17 protein-coding genes are annotated in these 16,226 nt (G+C 58.2%); 13 read left to right on the plus strand and 4 right to left on the minus strand.

Features of this window, described 5'->3' with window-relative positions; all coding sequences use genetic code 11:
- The first annotated feature begins 3 nt into the window (after nt 1-3).
- From folX to ACQR3R_RS15985, 8 genes are all read left to right on the plus strand, one after another.
- Entirely contained in the window at nt 4-375 is a 372-nt protein-coding gene (gene folX, locus ACQR3R_RS15950) for a dihydroneopterin triphosphate 2'-epimerase (RefSeq protein ID WP_428273241.1), read from the plus strand.
- 97 nt (nt 376-472) lie between these two features.
- Nucleotides 473-769 (plus strand): DUF1244 domain-containing protein, encoded by a 297-nt coding sequence (locus ACQR3R_RS15955; RefSeq protein ID WP_428273242.1) that lies wholly within the window; start codon nt 473-475, stop codon nt 767-769.
- Nucleotides 762-1,100, plus strand: coding sequence for a HopJ type III effector protein (locus tag ACQR3R_RS15960; protein ID WP_428273243.1), 339 nt, complete (start codon nt 762-764; stop codon nt 1,098-1,100). The genes ACQR3R_RS15955 and ACQR3R_RS15960 overlap by 8 nt, the downstream gene beginning before the upstream one ends.
- A 201-nt stretch (nt 1,101-1,301) precedes the next feature.
- Complete coding sequence (locus tag ACQR3R_RS15965; RefSeq protein WP_428273244.1) at nt 1,302-2,555, plus strand: 2-aminoadipate transaminase; 1,254 nt, start codon at nt 1,302-1,304, stop codon at nt 2,553-2,555.
- Between the two features lie 126 nt (nt 2,556-2,681).
- Complete coding sequence (locus ACQR3R_RS15970) at nt 2,682-3,656, plus strand: ABC transporter permease subunit (RefSeq protein ID WP_428273245.1); 975 nt, start codon at nt 2,682-2,684, stop codon at nt 3,654-3,656.
- A gap of 4 nt (nt 3,657-3,660) precedes the next feature.
- Nucleotides 3,661-4,449 (plus strand): ATP-binding cassette domain-containing protein, encoded by a 789-nt coding sequence (locus ACQR3R_RS15975; RefSeq protein ID WP_428273246.1) that lies wholly within the window; start codon nt 3,661-3,663, stop codon nt 4,447-4,449.
- A gap of 44 nt (nt 4,450-4,493) precedes the next feature.
- The gene (locus ACQR3R_RS15980; RefSeq protein WP_428273247.1) at nt 4,494-5,327 is read left to right on the plus strand and encodes a transporter substrate-binding domain-containing protein; all 834 of its coding nucleotides are present in this window, start codon (nt 4,494-4,496) and stop codon (nt 5,325-5,327) included.
- Between the two features lie 100 nt (nt 5,328-5,427).
- Entirely contained in the window at nt 5,428-6,711 is a 1,284-nt protein-coding gene (locus ACQR3R_RS15985) for an FAD-dependent oxidoreductase (RefSeq protein ID WP_428273248.1), read from the plus strand.
- 107 nt (nt 6,712-6,818) lie between these two features.
- On the opposite strand, the gene trxB is transcribed toward ACQR3R_RS15985, so the two are convergent.
- The gene (trxB, locus tag ACQR3R_RS15990) at nt 6,819-7,781 is read right to left on the minus strand and encodes a thioredoxin-disulfide reductase (RefSeq protein WP_428273249.1); all 963 of its coding nucleotides are present in this window, start codon (nt 7,779-7,781) and stop codon (nt 6,819-6,821) included.
- Between the two features lie 313 nt (nt 7,782-8,094).
- Between trxB and cysZ the strand changes: the two genes are divergently transcribed.
- Together cysZ and ACQR3R_RS16000 are read left to right on the plus strand one after the other, a co-directional pair.
- Nucleotides 8,095-8,847 carry a sulfate transporter CysZ gene (gene cysZ, locus ACQR3R_RS15995; protein WP_428273250.1) on the plus strand — a complete coding sequence of 251 codons (753 nt, stop codon included), beginning with the start codon at nt 8,095-8,097 and terminating at the stop codon, nt 8,845-8,847.
- Nucleotides 8,848-8,911: 64 nt separating this feature from the next.
- Nucleotides 8,912-10,087, plus strand: coding sequence for a glycosyltransferase (locus ACQR3R_RS16000; RefSeq protein WP_428273251.1), 1,176 nt, complete (start codon nt 8,912-8,914; stop codon nt 10,085-10,087).
- Between the two features lie 329 nt (nt 10,088-10,416).
- On the opposite strand, the gene ACQR3R_RS16005 is transcribed toward ACQR3R_RS16000, so the two are convergent.
- From ACQR3R_RS16005 to ACQR3R_RS16015, 3 genes are all read right to left on the minus strand, one after another.
- Entirely contained in the window at nt 10,417-11,520 is a 1,104-nt protein-coding gene (locus tag ACQR3R_RS16005) for an oxidoreductase (protein ID WP_428273252.1), read from the minus strand.
- A 190-nt stretch (nt 11,521-11,710) separates the two neighbouring features.
- Nucleotides 11,711-12,193, minus strand: coding sequence for a glutathione peroxidase (locus ACQR3R_RS16010; protein WP_428273253.1), 483 nt, complete (start codon nt 12,191-12,193; stop codon nt 11,711-11,713).
- A 123-nt stretch (nt 12,194-12,316) separates the two neighbouring features.
- Nucleotides 12,317-12,802 carry an FKBP-type peptidyl-prolyl cis-trans isomerase gene (locus tag ACQR3R_RS16015; RefSeq protein WP_428273254.1) on the minus strand — a complete coding sequence of 162 codons (486 nt, stop codon included), beginning with the start codon at nt 12,800-12,802 and terminating at the stop codon, nt 12,317-12,319.
- Between ACQR3R_RS16015 and ACQR3R_RS16020 the strand changes: the two genes are divergently transcribed.
- From ACQR3R_RS16020 to ACQR3R_RS16030, 3 genes are read left to right on the plus strand one after another with little or no spacing between them, the layout of a single operon-like run.
- Nucleotides 12,786-13,109 (plus strand): DUF3565 domain-containing protein, encoded by a 324-nt coding sequence (locus ACQR3R_RS16020; RefSeq protein ID WP_428273255.1) that lies wholly within the window; start codon nt 12,786-12,788, stop codon nt 13,107-13,109. The genes ACQR3R_RS16015 and ACQR3R_RS16020 overlap by 17 nt on opposite strands.
- 60 nt (nt 13,110-13,169) lie before the next feature.
- Nucleotides 13,170-15,269 (plus strand): phosphate acetyltransferase, encoded by a 2,100-nt coding sequence (gene pta, locus ACQR3R_RS16025; RefSeq protein ID WP_428273256.1) that lies wholly within the window; start codon nt 13,170-13,172, stop codon nt 15,267-15,269.
- Nucleotides 15,270-16,175 carry a 1-acylglycerol-3-phosphate O-acyltransferase, YihG family gene (locus tag ACQR3R_RS16030; protein WP_428273257.1) on the plus strand — a complete coding sequence of 302 codons (906 nt, stop codon included), beginning with the start codon at nt 15,270-15,272 and terminating at the stop codon, nt 16,173-16,175.
- The last annotated feature ends 51 nt before the right edge of the window (nt 16,176-16,226 follow it).

Here is a 16,226-nt window from a genome sequence, read left to right on the forward strand (position 1 = left end):
GCAATGCCACAACTTCAACCAGGAACGGCACGCATTCGGGTCAAGGACCTGTGCCTGCGAACTTTTATCGGCATCAACGAGGATGAAATCCTCAATAAACAAGATGTGCTGATCAACCTGACCATCTTGTATGCGGCTCAGGAAGCGGTGCGTGACAACGATATTGACCACGCGCTGAACTACCGCACCATCACCAAATCCATCATCGCCCACGTGGAAGGCAATCGCTTTGCCTTGCTCGAACGCCTGACCCAGGAAATCCTCGACCTGGTGATGGTCAACGAATCGGTGCTGTACGCCGAAGTCGAAGTCGACAAACCCCACGCGTTGCGTTTCGCCGAGTCAGTGTCGATCACCCTCGCGGCGAGCCGCTAAGCTTCAAGCTTCAAGCCACAGGCTGTAAACTTACGGCTACCGCAATCCAACTTGCAGCTTGAAGCTTGCCGCTTGAAGCTGTCTCGCAGAGACATCCATGAACGATCAACAACGCCTGGAACTTGAAGCGGCCGCCTTCCGCCGGCTGGTCGCCCATCTGGACAGCCGCAAGGATGTGCAGAACATAGACCTGATGAACCTCTCGGGTTTCTGCCGTAATTGCCTGTCGAAGTGGTACAAGGCCGCCGCCGACGAACGCCAGATCGAGGTCAGCCTCGATGACGCCCGTGAAGTGGTTTACGGCATGCCGTACGCTGAATGGAAAGCCCAATACCAGCAAGAAGCCAGCGCTGAACAACAAGCAGCGTTCGCCAAAGGAAAACCCCATGAGTGATTTGAACACCCTGCGCGCCAGCCTCGTCAGCGGCGAGCATGTTTTCGCCGACACCCTGGCGTTCATCGCCGCAGGCTACGAGTATCAGCCGCAAGCGTTCAACAACGGTGGCGTTGAAAATGCTGCCGGGCAGAACGAAGGCTCGTGCAAAACCTTGGGCCTGGCACTGCTGGAAGGCCTCAGCGATGAAGAGGCGCTGTTGGCGTTTGGTGAGCATTACCGTTCGGTGGTCGCAACACCTGAAGGCAGCGATCACGGCAATATTCGTGCACTGATCGCGCATGGCTTGTCCGCTGTGAAGTTCACTCAGCCGCCGCTCACCCGCCGCTGATTAAAACCTGCGCCGGCCTCATGGCCTGGCACTGAACCTGTGGCGAGCACCCTCCCTCGCCACACATCACCCGTCGTCATCGATCAGTATCAGGCACTTCCCGACTTTTAAGATTGACCCGGCGACTTTATTTCGTTTGTCGGACAGCACTGCTCGCGGCTTAGATAAAAAGAAGCATCCCTTCTTCAGAGTCGGTCATTCATGAGCAGCGAAACCATCAGTCGGTCGATTTCCATTGTTCACCCCATCAGTCTCAGCCACGGTAAAAATGCCGAGGTGTGGGACACCGATGGCAAACGCTACATCGACTTCGTCGGTGGCATTGGCGTGCTCAACCTCGGTCATTGCAACCCGCGCGTCGTCGAAGCCATACGCGAACAAGCCACACGCCTCACGCATTACGCGTTCAATGCCGCGCCGCATGCACCTTACATCGAGCTGATGGATCGCCTGACGGCGTTCATTCCGGTTGATTATCCGGTCAGTGGCATGCTGACCAACAGCGGCGCCGAAGCGTGCGAAAATGCTTTGAAGATCGTTCGCGGCGCCACCGGTCGCACCGCGGTCATTGCCTTCGACGGCGCCTTTCATGGCCGCACGCTCGCCACGCTCAACCTCAATGGCAAAGTTGCGCCCTACAAACAAAAAGTCGGCGTGTTGCCGGGCCCGGTGTTTCATTTGCCGTACCCCAGCAAAGACAACGGCGTGACCTGCGCCGACGCCTTGAAGGCAATGGAGCGTTTGTTCAGCGTCGAAATCGACGTCGACGATGTCGCCTGTTTTATCGTCGAGCCGGTGCAGGGCGAAGCAGGCTTCCTGGCGCTGGACATAGCGTTCGCCCAAGCACTGCGACGTTTTTGCGACGAAAAAAACATTCTGCTGATTGCCGACGAAATCCAGTCCGGATTCGGCCGCACGGGTCAGCGGTTTGCGTTTTCACGGCTGGGCATCGAGCCGGACCTGATCCTGCTGGGCAAAAGCATTGCCGGCGGCGTGCCACTAGGCGCGGTGGTCGGGCGTAAATCGTTACTCGACCACTTACCCAAGGGCGGCTTGGGTGGCACCTATTCCGGCAACCCTATCGCCTGCGCGGCGGCCCTGGCCACGCTGGACGAAATGACAGACGAACAGCTGCACACCTGGGGCTCGCAACAGGAAGAAGCGATCGTCAGCCGCTATCAATCCTGGCGTGCAAACAGCGTGTCGCCATACCTCGGGCAACTGACCGGTGTGGGCGCCATGCGCGGTATCGAACTGATCAACATTGACGGTACCCCGGCCCCCGCGCAACTCACGCAATTGCTGGCGTTGGCGCGTGACGCAGGGCTGCTGCTGATGCCCAGCGGCAAGTCGCGCCACATCATTCGGCTGCTGGCGCCACTGACAACTGAAGCCGCTGTCATGCAGGAAGGCCTGGATATTCTCGAAGCCTGCCTCGCAAAATTATCCTCATAGCAAAATGAGTTCAGGGACTGACATAGCGAATTATGATCGCTTGTCGTCCCTGAATTCACCCCGTAATACTGGCCGCAGACCCTTTCACTTAGCGAGATCATCACCACCTAAACGCCTGAGGCAGTCATGTATCACGACAATATAATTTATAAGAAAAAGTCCAACGATCCTCAATTCCTGCTCGGCGTGGCCGTAGTGTTGTTCCTTTGCTCCTACCTGATGAACCTGGGCAACAGCGCCATCAGTCAGTTTTTGCACCCGCTGCTGGGCAATACGCCGGACGGCCTCACCGCACGTAACATCGCTATGGGTCTGGCAATTGCGGTGTTGGGCACCCTGAACTTCCACGTGCTCGGACGCTTGAAGTTCAAAGTGCAAACCACCGTTGTGTGGATTGAACTGCTGGTGCTGTTTCTGGCGTTCTTCAACACCTTCAACCTCTCCTACAGCTTCATCCTCGACAAAATCGGCTTCCTGATTATCCAGGGTGCGGCAACCACGCTATATATCTCTGCGGTAGCCATCGTGATCGCCTTCGTGCTGGCACTGATCGGTGCCGTCGCCAAGTTATCGAACAACGGCTTGGCCAATGCCCTGGCCTCTTTCTACACCTCGTTTTTTCGCGGTGTGCCGCTGCTGATTCAGATCTACCTGATTTACCTGGGCTTGCCGCAACTGGGCTACGTGGTTGATGCCGTGCCTGCCGGCATTCTCGCGCTGTCGCTGTGTTACGGCGCCTACATGACGGAAATTTTCCGGGCTGGCATCCAGAGCATCCCCGTGGGCCAGTGGGAAGCATCACGGGCGCTGAACATCAGCCCGTTCAAAACCCTGACCCGGGTGATCATGCCGCAAGCGTTACGCGTGATTATCCCGCCGACCGGCAACCAGTTCATCGCCATGCTCAAAGACAGTTCGCTGGTGTCGGTGATCGGCGTCTGGGAACTGATGTACCTGGCAAAAACCCAGGGCCGCGCGGACTTCCGCCACCTGGAAATGCTGATCACCGCCGCGATGATTTACTGGGCACTGTCGTTCATTCTCGAACGGGTTCAGGCGCGAATCGAAAAACGGGTCAACCGATCCACTGCGAGAGGTTGATGCGATGACTCGAACCCAAACCGCTGAACGACCCGACCTGGCTACTGCGACCGCCAGCCGTCCCATGATTTCCATCGCCGGCCTGAACAAGTGGTATGGCAATTTTCATGCACTGCGTGATGTCGACCTGACGGTTGCCGCCGGTGAAATTCTGGTGGTGTGCGGCCCGTCGGGCTCCGGCAAGTCGACGATGATTCGCTGCATCAATCACCTCGAGAGCTTCCAGAAGGGCCACATAGCGGTCAACGGCATTACCCTTACCAGCGAAGCCGAAAGTGTCAGCGCTGTGCGTTCGGAGATCGGCATGGTGTTCCAGAGCTTCAACCTGTTTCCGCATTTGAGCGTGATGGACAACCTGACGCTGGCTCCGCAATTGGTGCAAGGCGTGTCGGCCGTCGAAGCGAAAAAGCGTGCCCAGGTCTATCTGGAGCGGGTACGAATTGCCGAGCATGCTGACAAATACCCCTCGCAATTGTCCGGCGGCCAACAGCAGCGTGTGGCGATTGCGCGCGCACTGTGCATGAACCCGAAAGTCATGCTGTTCGATGAGCCGACGTCTGCGCTAGACCCGGAAATGGTCCACGAAGTGCTGGACGTGATGGGCGAACTGGCGACTGACGGCATGACCATGATTTGCGTGACGCACGAAATGGGTTTTGCCAGCAAGGTCGCCGACCGCGTGCTGTTCATGGACCAGGGTCAGGTCATCGAACAAGCCACCCCTGCCGAATTTTTCAACAATCCGCAGACCGAACGCGCACAGAAATTCCTGTCGCAGATCATTGGTCACTGAAGACCGCTTTGCCCCCATAACAATAACGAGACACGGAGATGGACATGGTCAGAAGAACACGCGTAATCACCCTCGCCGCCGCAATGTCGCTGTTGTTCGTCGGCGCCGCCAATGCCGGTGCGGTGCTGGACAAGATCGAGAGCAGCAAGACGTTGACCGTCGCAACGTCGGCGACCTGGCCACCTCAGGGTTTCATCAACGACAAGAATGAAATCGACGGTTTTGATATCGACGTTTCCAAAGAAATCGCCAAGCGTCTGGGCGTAGAAGCCAAGTTCATCACCCCCGACTGGGACGTGATCACCGCAGGCAAATGGAATGGGCGTTGGGACGTGTCCGTGGGCTCGATGACCGCCACTAAAAGCCGCTCGCGGATTCTCGATTTCCCGGGCACTTACTACTACGTTCCTTATGTGTTTGCCGTGCACAACACCTCCAAGGTCACCGACCACAAAGCGCTGAATGGCAAAACCATAGGCGTCGAAGGTGGCACCACGTCCGAGGACTATTTCAGCCAGGCGCTGGCCATTGAAACCACCGACGTGCCGCCCGTTGTCTACGACGTAAAAACCGAAAAAATGAAAACCTACGCCGGTTCCGTCGGGCCGCTGGATGACCTGCGCCTGGGCGACGGCACACGTCTGGACGCGATCCTCACTCAACGCAGTACGCTGGACGCCGCCGTCAAGAAAGGTTATCCGCTGCGGGCCGTCGATAAGGACGTGGTGTTCTACGAACCGCTGGCAGTGGCCACCGACAAGGGTGATCCAGAATTGAAGGCCAAGTTGGGCGAAATCATCGCCGACATGCACAAGGATGGCACGCTGACGAAGCTGTCGGACAAGTGGTATGGCGTGGACTATTCCACCGTCAAATAACACTGTCTCCTGTGGGAGCGGGCTTATGTGGTGAGGGAATTTATCCCCTCGCCACAAGGCTCGCTCTGAAATTCGAGCGGTAAATTCTCAAGGATTGACCATGTCCTTTCCCAATACCTGGTATGCCCAAACCTCGCTGCCTCGCGCGGCCAGGTCAGAATTGAACACCGACGAAACCTGCGACGTGTGCATCATCGGCGCCGGTATCGCCGGCCTGACTGCGGCACTCGAATTGAGCCAGCGCGGCAAACGCGTGATCATTCTTGAAGCCCGGCAAGTGGCCTGGGGCGCCTCTGGACGCAATGGCGGTGTGGTCTCGCCGGGCTGGGCCGAAGGCTCGGGAGCGATCCGTAAAAAACTCGGCCTGGAGCACGCCAGGACGTTGTTCTGGATGTCGGTTGAAGGCCTGGAGATCGTCCGCCGCAACATCGCGGCGCTGGCGCTGCCCGGCTGCGAACCATCGGCGGGCACACTGCGGGTCAAGCGTTACGACGACAGCGCCGGGGTGAAAAACCACATCGACACCCTGCGCCGTGACTTCGGTTATGAAGTGAATTACCTCACCACCGAACAGGTTCGCCAACGGGCGCACACCCAGCGTTACTTTCAAGGCGTTGAAGACCCGAACGCCATGCACTTCCATCCGCTCAATTACTGCCTGGGCGTGGCCCTCGCCATTGAAACGGCCGGCGGCAGGATTTTTGAACAGTCAAAAATGCTCAACTGGCGGCGCGAAGGCAACGACAAAGTCGTCAACACTGCGAACGGCAGCGTGCGTTGCCATGACCTGGTGTTTTGCGCGGGAGGTTACGGCGGCCCGGAGCTGCAAAAACTCAGCCGCGCCTACCTGCCCATCGCCACTTATGTGGTGCTGACAGAACACTTGGGCGACTCGATCAAGAACGTTCTTGAATCATCTGCGGCGTTCTCCGACGACCGCCGCGCCTCAGACTATTACCGCATAGTGGAAGGCGACCGATTGTTGTGGGGCGGGCGCATTACGACCCGCAACGAACAGAATGAAAAAGCCTTGGCCGCCATGCTCAAGGCCGACATGGTTTCGGTTTACCCACAACTGGCGCCAGTAAAAATCGAATTGGCCTGGTCAGGGCTGATGGGCTACTCCACTAATAAAATGCCTAACCTGGGCTTGCTCGAGCCGGGCGTCTGGGCGTGCACTTCGTTTGGTGGTCACGGCTTGAATACCGGCTCTATCGGCGGCCGGGTGATTGCTGAAGCCGTCTGCGGGGAGACCGCTCGCCATGAGCTGTTCAAACCTTATCTGCTGGACTGGAACGGTGGCCCGTTTGGACGTGTAGCGGCAAATGCCATTTATCAATCGCTGAAGGTCATGGACTTCGTGCAGGAACGGTTTCGCGGTTGATCGCAATCGATTTGCGACCAACACTAAAACCACATTAAAGCTGTATTGACCGCGGAATAGTGGGCACAAAAAAACCGGCCGAGGCCGGTTTTTTCATATCAACAGTCTCAGAACTTGACGTTCTGCAGGTCGTCCAGATAACGCTCGGTGTCCAGTGCGGCCATGCAGCCAGCGCCAGCCGAGGTGATGGCCTGACGGTAAACGTGGTCGGCTACGTCGCCGGCAGCAAAGATGCCCTCGACACTGGTAGCAGTCGCATTGCCATCACGGCCGCCCTGCACAACCAGATAGCCGTCTTTGAGCGTCAGTTGGCCTTCGAACAGCGAAGTGTTCGGGGTGTGGCCGATGGCGATGAACACGCCGTCCACTTTCAACTCGTCGAAGCTGCCGTCGTTGTTCCTCAGGCGAGCCCCGGTGACGCCCATGTTGTCACCCAACACTTCGTCGAGGTTCGAGTTCAGCTTGAGGATGATTTTGCCTTCGGCAACCCGGGCATTCAGCTTGTCGATCAGGATTTTTTCGGCGCGGAAGGTTTCGCGGCGGTGAATCAAGGTCACGGTGCTGGCAATATTCGCCAGGTACAGTGCTTCTTCGACAGCGGTGTTACCGCCACCGACCACGGCCACGGGCTTGTTGCGGTAGAAGAAACCGTCGCAGGTTGCGCAGGCCGAGACGCCTTTGCCCATGAATGCTTCTTCCGAAGGCAGGCCCAGGTAACGAGCGCTGGCACCGGTGGCGATGATCAGTGCATCGCACGTGTAAGTGGCGCTGTCGCCGGTCAGGGTGTACGGCTTGGACGCGAAGTCAGCAGCATTGATGTGATCGAAAACGATCTCGGTTTCAAAGCGCTCGGCGTGTTCCTTCATGCGTTCCATCAGCGCCGGGCCGGTCAAGCCGTGTACATCACCAGGCCAGTTGTCGACTTCGGTGGTGGTGGTCAGTTGGCCACCGGCCTGCATGCCAGTGATCAGCAGCGGCTTGAGGTTGGCACGGGCGGCATAGACCGCAGCGCTGTAACCGGCAGGGCCGGAACCGAGAATAATCACTCGCGAATGACGGACTTCAGACATGACCTACTCCTGTTGACCGGCCTGGACAACAGGCGCGGAACGCCGGATTGCCGGCGGGAATAAAAAAGGACTGTTGAAAGCACTTGGGGAAGGCTTGAGCTCGACAGTCCTGTAAAAGATTGAGTGCAGCGTATCGAGGGGGCGAAGATTAAGGAAATACGGTTTAACAATCCAGCTCATAGGCGGTCTCTATCCCACTGCCCTGAATATATAGACGCCTTTGTTACAGTTAATGTCGATACCCTTGCCGCGCTTTCGCAGCGTAGGCAAAGCCGGTAAGGTCGGCGCGTTTTCCCTTTGTTCGGAGCTCCTTATGCCCGCCCCTGTTCTGTCTGGCCCGCAATACCTGCGCGAAGGCCTTAAGCTGGTCCTGAGCCCCGGCCTGCGTTTGTTTGTATTACTGCCGCTGGCAATCAACCTGGTGCTGTTCGTCGGATTGATTTACCTGGCTGGCCATCAATTCAGCCTATGGGTCGATACGCTGATGCCAACACTGCCTGACTGGCTGAGTTTTCTCAGCTACGTGCTGTGGCCCATTTTTGTGGTGCTGGTGGTCTTGATGATGTTCTTCACCTTCACCATGCTCGCCAACATCATTGCCGCACCGTTCAACGGCTTCCTCGCGGAAAAAGTCGAAGTGGTCGTGCGCGGCACCGATGACTTTCCAGCGTTCAGCTGGAGCGAACTGTTGGCCATGGTTCCTCGCACCCTGGCCCGGGAAATGCGCAAACTGGGCTACTTTCTGCCCCGTGCGATCGGGCTGCTCATCCTGTCATTCATCCCGGTGGTGAATATCATCGCCGCGCCGCTGTGGTTGCTGTTCGGTGTGTGGATGATGGCGATCCAGTACATCGACTACCCGGCGGATAACCACAAACTGGGCTGGAACGAGATGCTCGCCTGGCTGCGGCAGAAGCGCTGGCAGAGCATGAGCTTCGGCGGCATCGTCTACCTGGTGCTGCTGATTCCGGTGGTCAACATTCTGATGATGCCGGCCGCCGTGGCCGGGGCGACGCTGTTCTGGGTGCGTGAGCGCGGTGCGGAGAACCTGGTGACGCAACGCTGATCACGTCACAAATCCATCATCCTATCGTCACAGTGACGACATGGCCTCAGCCGACACTGAGGTCATGACGACAGCTCTGCATATCACCCTGATCACCGAAACCTTCCCTCCCGAAATCAACGGCGTGGCCAATACGCTTGGCCGCTTGTGCGATGGTCTGCGCGCGCGTGGGCATCAGGTAGAGCTGGTGCGGCCACGCCAGGTCTGCGATGAATTGATGGGCGGTGACGATGAGTTGCTGTTGTGTCGCGGCTGGCCGTTGCCCGGTTATCCGGGTTTGCAATGGGGCCAGTCGTCGATGCACAAACTGTTGCGGCGCTGGAAACGGCATCGTCCAGACGTGTTGTACATCGCAACGGAGGGGCCATTGGGTTTGTCCGCATTGCGTGCCGCGCGACGCCTGGGGATTTCGGTGGTCAGCGGCTTCCACACCAACTTCCAGCAGTACTCCAGCCAGTACGGGCTAGGATTGCTGACGCGGTTGCTGACGCATTACCTGCGCTGGTTTCATAACCGTTCGACACTGACGCTGGTACCGAGTATCAGCCAGCGCCTGGAGCTCGAGCGCCGCCATTTCGAACGCCTGGCGTTACTCGCGCGCGGCGTTGACAGCCAATTGTTCCATCCAGCCAAACGCTTGAAAACACTGCGTGAAGCTTGGGGACTGGCGGACGGTGACATCGGCGTCATTCACGTGGGACGGTTGGCGCCGGAAAAAAATCTAGGCGTGCTCAAACGTTGCTTTGACCGACTGAAGGCCAGTTATCCACACAAGAGGTTGCAGTTGATTGTGATCGGTGACGGGCCACAACGCGTGGCGTTGGAAAAGGAGCTGCCGGATGCGATTTTCTGTGGTTCTCAGCGTGGCGAAGCGTTGGCCAGTCACTATGCCTCGGGCGACGTTTTTTTGTTTCCGAGCATGACCGAAACCTTCGGCAATGTGGTGCTGGAGGCACTGGCTTCAGGGCTGGGCGTGGTGGCCTACGATCAGGCCGCGGCGGCGCAACATATTCGCCATGGCTACAACGGTGTGTTGGCGATGCCGGGGGATGAAGTAGCTTTTTGCGAGGCGGCAGAATGGCTGCTGGAAGAGGACGAAACGTTGCGCTGTGTTCGGCTGAACGCACGCCAACACGCCAGCCGCCAAGGATGGGCGGCGATTATCGATCAGTTCGAAGGGCAGTTGCGGGGGGCGTGTGTCGGGGAGTTGGTGGTGCCCAACGCGCCGACCATGCCATGAGCCCAGGGTGACATTCAGTCAGTCATCGCCAGCAGGCTGGCTCCCACATGGGACCTGCGCCAAACCCAAAACCTGTGGGAGCCAATCTGCTGACTTCCACACGAAATCTGCGCCGAAACCAAAACCTGTGGGATCCAATCTGCTGGCTCCCACATGGGATCTGCGCCGAACCCAAAACCTGTGGGAGCCAATCTGCTGGCTCCCACATGGGACCTGCGCCGAACCCAAAACCTGTGAGAGCCAATCTGCTGGCGCCCACCTGGGATCTGCGCCGCCCCCAAAACCTGTGGGAGCCAGCCTGCTGGCGATGGGGCCTAGCCAGTCGCCGCTTAAACCAGCGTCATCAACGCCTCTCGACTGAACGGCAGAATGTCTTCCTCACGACCGTCGCGCACTTTTTGCGCCCAGTCCGGATCCACCAGCAGTGCACGGCCCACGGCCACCAGGTCGAATTCCTCTTTATTCAACCGCTCCAGCAGGTTTTCCAGGCTGGCTGGTTGCGCGACCTTGTCGGTATTGACCATGAACTGCAGGAACTCGCCGTCCAGGCCAACGCTGCCCACCGTGATGGTGGGTTTGCCGGTGAGCTGCCGCGTCCAGCCGGCCAGGTTCAGGTCGGAACCCTCGAACTCAGGCTCCCAGAAACGGCGTGTCGAGCAGTGGAAAATATCCACGCCGGCATCCGACAACGGCTGGAGAAACTCGCCCAATGCCTGCGACGTTTGCACCAAGCGGGCGGTGTAATCCTGCTGCTTCCACTGCGAGAAGCGGAAGATGATCGGGAAGCCTTCACCGACCGCAGCCCGCACAGCCTGAATCAGTTCGATGGCAAAACGCGAACGGTTGGCCAGGCTGCCGCCGTATTCGTCGGTGCGCTGATTGGTGCCTTCCCAGAAGAACTGGTCGACCAGATAACCGTGGGCGCCGTGAATTTCCACGCCGTCCATGCCGATGCTTTTGGCATCCTTGGCCGCTTGAGCGAACGCGGCGATCACCTCCTGGATATCCTGGTGAGTCATGCCGTGAACCACGACCTGGCCGTCCTTCAATTTTTCCGAAGGGCCATAACCAGGCACGCTTGCGTCCGGCTCGGTGCCGATACGGCGAACGCTGCCGACATGCCACAACTGCGGAACGATCTTGCCACCTTCAGCGTGAACCGCATCCACGACTTTCTTCCAGCCGGCCAACGCTGCTTCACCATAGAAATGCGGCACGTTCGGGTAGCCATTCGAGGCCTTGTGACCGACGGTAGTACCTTCTGTGATGATCAGGCCGACACCCGCAGCAGCGCGGCGACGGTAATACTCGATGACTTTTGAGTTAGGTACGCCGCCCGGCGAAAACGAGCGGGTCATCGGCGCCATGACCACGCGTGTGGACAGTTCGAGGCTGCCGAGGTGGAACGGTTTGAACAAGGCTTTGACAGGCATGGGACGCTCCACGGGAATAGACTTTATGACGGCGATAATATGGAGAGTCGGCTGCTATGAACAGCACTATTGATTTGGGTGATTAAGGAATAAAAGATAAGAGGCACCGTTTTGCAGGCGTCCGGCTTTCCAGCAACGGCGAGGTTGAAAACGTCGTCGCTGGCAAGCCGGGCTCCTACAGACGGGTATTTCAGCTCAGGGCTTTTTCAATCGCATGCACGATCGTCGGATCATCCGGTGCCGTACGCGGGGAGAACCGCGCCAGCACACGACCGTCCTTGCCCAGCAGGAATTTTTCGAAGTTCCAGGTGATGTCACCGGGAAATTCAGCACCCTCGCCCGCCAACAGACGGTACAGCTGATGACGGTCATGACCGTTGACTTCCAGCTTGCTGGACAACGGGAACGTCACGCCGTAGTTGAGGCTGCAAAACGCCTGGATTTCTTGCTCGGTGCCCGGTTCTTGCCCGGCAAACTGATTGCACGGCAAGCCCAGCACGCTGAACCCTTGGCCTTTGAATTGCTGATAGAGGTTTTCCAATGCCGCATATTGTGGAGTCAGACCACATTTGGAGGCGACGTTGACCACCAGCACGACGTGCCCCTTGAAGGGCGCCAGAGGTAGCTCCTGACCATCCAGGGCTGTCAATTTAAGGTCGTGGAAAGCACTCATGACGAACTCCAAATTCCCGTGTTCTTCTCGATACAGCCACTTGACGGTGCCACTTGAGACAGCCGCGGACTAAAAAAGGCGCCCTCGGGCGCCTCTCCAGTACTCGAAGCTTAGCGCAGAAAATCAGTGGTGATGACCACCTTCGCCATGGACGTGACCATGGGCAACTTCTTCCTGGCTGGCATCGCGGATGTCGATGATCTTGACCTGGAAATTCAGGCGCTGACCGGCCAACGGGTGGTTGCCGTCGACAGTGACATCGTCGCCGTCCAGATCACGGATGGTGACAATTTGCATCTGGCCGTCTGGAGCAGAGGCGTGGAACTGCATGCCAACTTCCAGTTCGTCGACACCTTCGAACATGCTGCGGCTCAGAGTGCTGACCAGTTCGGCAGCATATTCGCCGTAGGCGTCTTCAGGTTCAACGGCAACGGTCAGTTCGTCACCGACTTTCTTGCCTTCCAGAGCCTTCTCCAGGCCCGGAATGATGTTACCTGCACCTTGCAGGTAGACCAGCGGCGCGCCGCCGGCGGAGCTGTCGATGACCTCACCAGCGTCGTTGGTCAGGGTATAGTCGATGGAGACAGCCTTATTGGCGGCGATCAGCATGGGGCGAGACCTTTTGCATAAGAATGAAGAAAGACCAAGTTTAGCGAAGCAATCGCCCGAAAGCGAACACAACCCGGACAGACGGATGGCGGAAAAACGCTCAACGGTCACAGGCTTTCATCAGGATGAGGACGGGCATTGGGTCGCCGAGCTTTCCTGCGGTCACACCCAGCACCTGCGCCACCAGCCGCCGTGGCAATCACGCACCTGGGTGCTGGATCGCGCGCAACGTATTGAAAAAATAGGCCAGCCCTTTGCTTGCGGTTGGTGCGCACAAGGCTCGGTTAGCGATAACCTTGGCGACTGAATTTGGGTAGAGCACCAGCCATAGGCGCTCACCACTGCCATGCACCTCCAGAGAATACGCATGCAAACTTTTTTTATCGCACCCACCGATTTTGGTGTGGGTCTGACCTCCATCAGCCTCGGGCTGGTACGCACGCTGGAAAGGGCAGGCCTCAAGGTCGGCTTTTTCAAACCAATTGCCCAGCCGCATCCGGGTGATACCGGCCCTGAGCGCTCCACCGAACTGGTGGCGCGCACGCACGGCTTGAAGCCGCCCCAACCGTTGGGCCTGGCGCACGTGGAACGCATGCTCGGCGATGGTCAACTGGACGAGTTGCTCGAAGAAATCATCACCCTGTATCAGCAAGCAGCAGTCGGCAAAGACGTACTGATTGTCGAAGGCATGGTGCCGACCCGCAGCGCCAGTTACGCGGCGCGGGTCAACCTGCACTTGGCTAAAAGCCTCGATGCCGATGTGATTCTGGTGTCAGCACCGGAAAACGAAGTGCTGACCGAACTCTCTGGGCGTGTAGAGCTGCAGGCGCAATTATTCGGCGGTCCAAAAGATCCGAAAGTGCTCGGTGTGATCCTCAACAAGGTCAAGACCGATGAAAGCATGGAGGTCTTCGCCTCCCGCCTGAAGGAGCATTCGCCGCTGCTGCGCAGTGGTGATTTCAAGCTGCTGGGCTGCATTCCGTTTCAGCCGGAGTTGAATGCGCCGCGCACGCGTGACGTGGCTGATTTGATGGGCGCGCAAATTCTCAATGCCGGCGATTTCGAAACCCGGCGCATGACCAAAATCATCATTTGCGCCCGAACCATGCGCAACACCGTGGAGCTGCTCAAGCCCGGCGTCTTGGTGGTTACGCCCGGCGACCGCGACGACATCATCCTCGCCGTCAGCCTTGCCGCCATGAACGGTGTACCGCTGGCCGGCCTGTTGCTGACCAGCGACACGTTGCCCGACCCGCGCATCATGGACCTGTGCCGTGGCGCATTGCAGGCAGGCTTGCCTGTGTTGTCGGTGAGCACGGGCTCGTACGACACGGCGAACCAGTTGAACGGTTTGAACAAGGAAATCCCGATCGACGACCGCGAGCGTGCGGAGATCATCACCGATTTCGTTGCCAGCCATCTGGACGCCAAGTGGTTGCACCAACGTTGCGGCACGCCGCGCGAGATGCGCCTGTCGCCAGCCGTGTTTCGCTATCAATTGATCCAGCGTGCGCAGGCTGCCAACAAGCGCATTGTGTTGCCCGAAGGCAGCGAGCCATTGACCGTGCAAGCGGCGGCTATTTGTCAGGCTCGCGGCATTGCCCGTTGCGTACTGCTGGCGAAACCTGAGGATGTCGAAGCCGTGGCGCGCGCTCAAGGCATCGAGCTGCCACCGGGGCTGGAGATTCTGGACCCGGACCTGATCCGCGAGCGCTACGTTGAACCGATGGTGGCCCTGCGTAAGAGCAAAAGCCTGAACGCGCCGATGGCCGAACAGCAATTGGAAGACACCGTGGTCATTGGCACCATGATGCTGGCGCTGGATGAAGTCGACGGGCTGGTGTCCGGCGTTATTCACTCCACCGCGAATACCATCCGCCCGGCCCTGCAACTGATTAAAACGGCACCGGGCTGCACGCTGGTGTCTTCGGTGTTCTTCATGCTGTTCCCGGAAGAGGTGCTGGTCTACGGCGACTGTGTGATGAACCCGCACCCGAGCGCCAGCGAACTGGCCGAGATCGCGTTGCAAAGCGCTGATTCGGCCGCGGCATTCGGCATCACTCCGCGCGTGGCAATGATCAGCTACTCAAGCGGTGAATCGGCCAGCGGCGAGGAAGTCGAGAAGGTTCGCGAAGCAACGCTGCTCGCCCATGAGCAGCAAAGTACCCTGCTGATCGACGGCCCGTTGCAATACGATGCCGCGGCTAACGAAACCGTCGCCCGGCAACTGGCGCCAAACAGCCAGGTTGCCGGCCGAGCCACGGTGTTTGTATTCCCCGACCTGAACACCGGCAACACCACACACAAAGCCGTGCAACGCAGTGCCGATTGCGTCAGCCTCGGCCCGATGCTGCAAGGCCTGCGCAAACCGGTGAATGACCTGCCGCGCGGCGCGCAAGTCGACGACATCGTCTACACCATCGCGTTGACCGCGATTCAAGCTGCCAACCGACCTATGGATCTTTAGATGCTGGATTTTCTACCCTCCGCCGTGCGTGGCGTGATCGCCTCGTTATTGCTGGCGCTGAACACGATTCTGCTGTGCTCGTTTTTGTTCTGCGTGGCGATTTTCAAGGTGTTGCCGTTCGCTATCACCCAACGTTTTACCCGTTGGTTGATGAGCCATACCCATGAGGCGTGGATCAGCAACAACAATGCCTGGATGAACCTTGTGCGCCGCACCCGCTGGCACCTCAGCGGCCTCGAAGGCCTGGACTATCAGCACTCGTACCTGATCACCAGCAACCATCAGAGCTGGGTCGACATCATGGTGCTGCAATACGTGCTCAACCGCCGCATCCAGCCGCTGAAGTTCTTTCTCAAGCAAGAGCTGATCTGGGTACCGGTGATTGGTCTGGCGTGGTGGGCATTGGGCTTCCCGTTCATGAAGCGTTACTCAAAGGCTTACCTGGAAAAACACCCGGAGAAGAAAGGCAAAGACCTGGAAACCACGCGCAAGACGTGCGAAAAATTCCGCAACCATCCAGTGGGAATGTTCAATTTCGTCGAAGGCACGCGCTTCACCGAAAGCAAGCATGCGCAGCAGAAGTCACCGTTCAAATACCTGCTCAAACCCAAGGCCGGCGGCATTGCGTTTGTGCTGGACGCGATGGGCGAGCAGCTTGAGTCGATCGTCAACGTGACCATCCACTACCCGGGCGGTCGACCGGGCTATTGGGATTTGCTGTGTGGCAACATTGCCGACGTGGTGGTGCATTTTGAAGAGCTGAAGATTCCGCCGCAGTTCATCGGCAAGAATTACGAGCAGGACGCTGAGTACCGTTTGGAATTCCAGGGCTGGATCAATCGGCTGTGGGAAGACAAGGATGCGCTGCTTGCGCAGATGCATCGCGAGTATCCCGCCAAATACTGATCTCTTGTGGGAGCCAGCCTGCTGGCGATAGCGGATTTACATTCAGCAGAT

Source organism: Gordonia sp. IEGM753, from assembly GCF_050321825.1.
Classification (GTDB): domain Bacteria; phylum Pseudomonadota; class Gammaproteobacteria; order Pseudomonadales; family Pseudomonadaceae; genus Aquipseudomonas.

Excerpts from the sequence above, each read along its gene's own strand:
- folX (WP_428273241.1), top strand. The coding sequence starts at position 4 with ATGCCACAACTTCAACCAGGAACGGCACGCATTCGGGTCAAGGACCTG.
- ACQR3R_RS15955 (WP_428273242.1), top strand. The coding sequence starts at position 473 with ATGAACGATCAACAACGCCTGGAACTTGAAGCGGCCGCCTTCCGCCGG.
- ACQR3R_RS15960 (WP_428273243.1), top strand. The coding sequence starts at position 762 with ATGAGTGATTTGAACACCCTGCGCGCCAGCCTCGTCAGCGGCGAGCAT.
- ACQR3R_RS15965 (WP_428273244.1), top strand. The coding sequence starts at position 1,302 with ATGAGCAGCGAAACCATCAGTCGGTCGATTTCCATTGTTCACCCCATC.
- ACQR3R_RS15970 (WP_428273245.1), top strand. The coding sequence starts at position 2,682 with ATGTATCACGACAATATAATTTATAAGAAAAAGTCCAACGATCCTCAA.
- ACQR3R_RS15975 (WP_428273246.1), top strand. The coding sequence starts at position 3,661 with ATGACTCGAACCCAAACCGCTGAACGACCCGACCTGGCTACTGCGACC.
- ACQR3R_RS15980 (WP_428273247.1), top strand. The coding sequence starts at position 4,494 with ATGGTCAGAAGAACACGCGTAATCACCCTCGCCGCCGCAATGTCGCTG.
- ACQR3R_RS15985 (WP_428273248.1), top strand. The coding sequence starts at position 5,428 with ATGTCCTTTCCCAATACCTGGTATGCCCAAACCTCGCTGCCTCGCGCG.
- trxB (WP_428273249.1), bottom strand. The coding sequence starts at position 7,781 with ATGTCTGAAGTCCGTCATTCGCGAGTGATTATTCTCGGTTCCGGCCCT.
- cysZ (WP_428273250.1), top strand. The coding sequence starts at position 8,095 with ATGCCCGCCCCTGTTCTGTCTGGCCCGCAATACCTGCGCGAAGGCCTT.
- ACQR3R_RS16000 (WP_428273251.1), top strand. The coding sequence starts at position 8,912 with ATGACGACAGCTCTGCATATCACCCTGATCACCGAAACCTTCCCTCCC.
- ACQR3R_RS16005 (WP_428273252.1), bottom strand. The coding sequence starts at position 11,520 with ATGCCTGTCAAAGCCTTGTTCAAACCGTTCCACCTCGGCAGCCTCGAA.
- ACQR3R_RS16010 (WP_428273253.1), bottom strand. The coding sequence starts at position 12,193 with ATGAGTGCTTTCCACGACCTTAAATTGACAGCCCTGGATGGTCAGGAG.
- ACQR3R_RS16015 (WP_428273254.1), bottom strand. The coding sequence starts at position 12,802 with ATGCTGATCGCCGCCAATAAGGCTGTCTCCATCGACTATACCCTGACC.
- pta (WP_428273256.1), top strand. The coding sequence starts at position 13,170 with ATGCAAACTTTTTTTATCGCACCCACCGATTTTGGTGTGGGTCTGACC.
- ACQR3R_RS16030 (WP_428273257.1), top strand. The coding sequence starts at position 15,270 with ATGCTGGATTTTCTACCCTCCGCCGTGCGTGGCGTGATCGCCTCGTTA.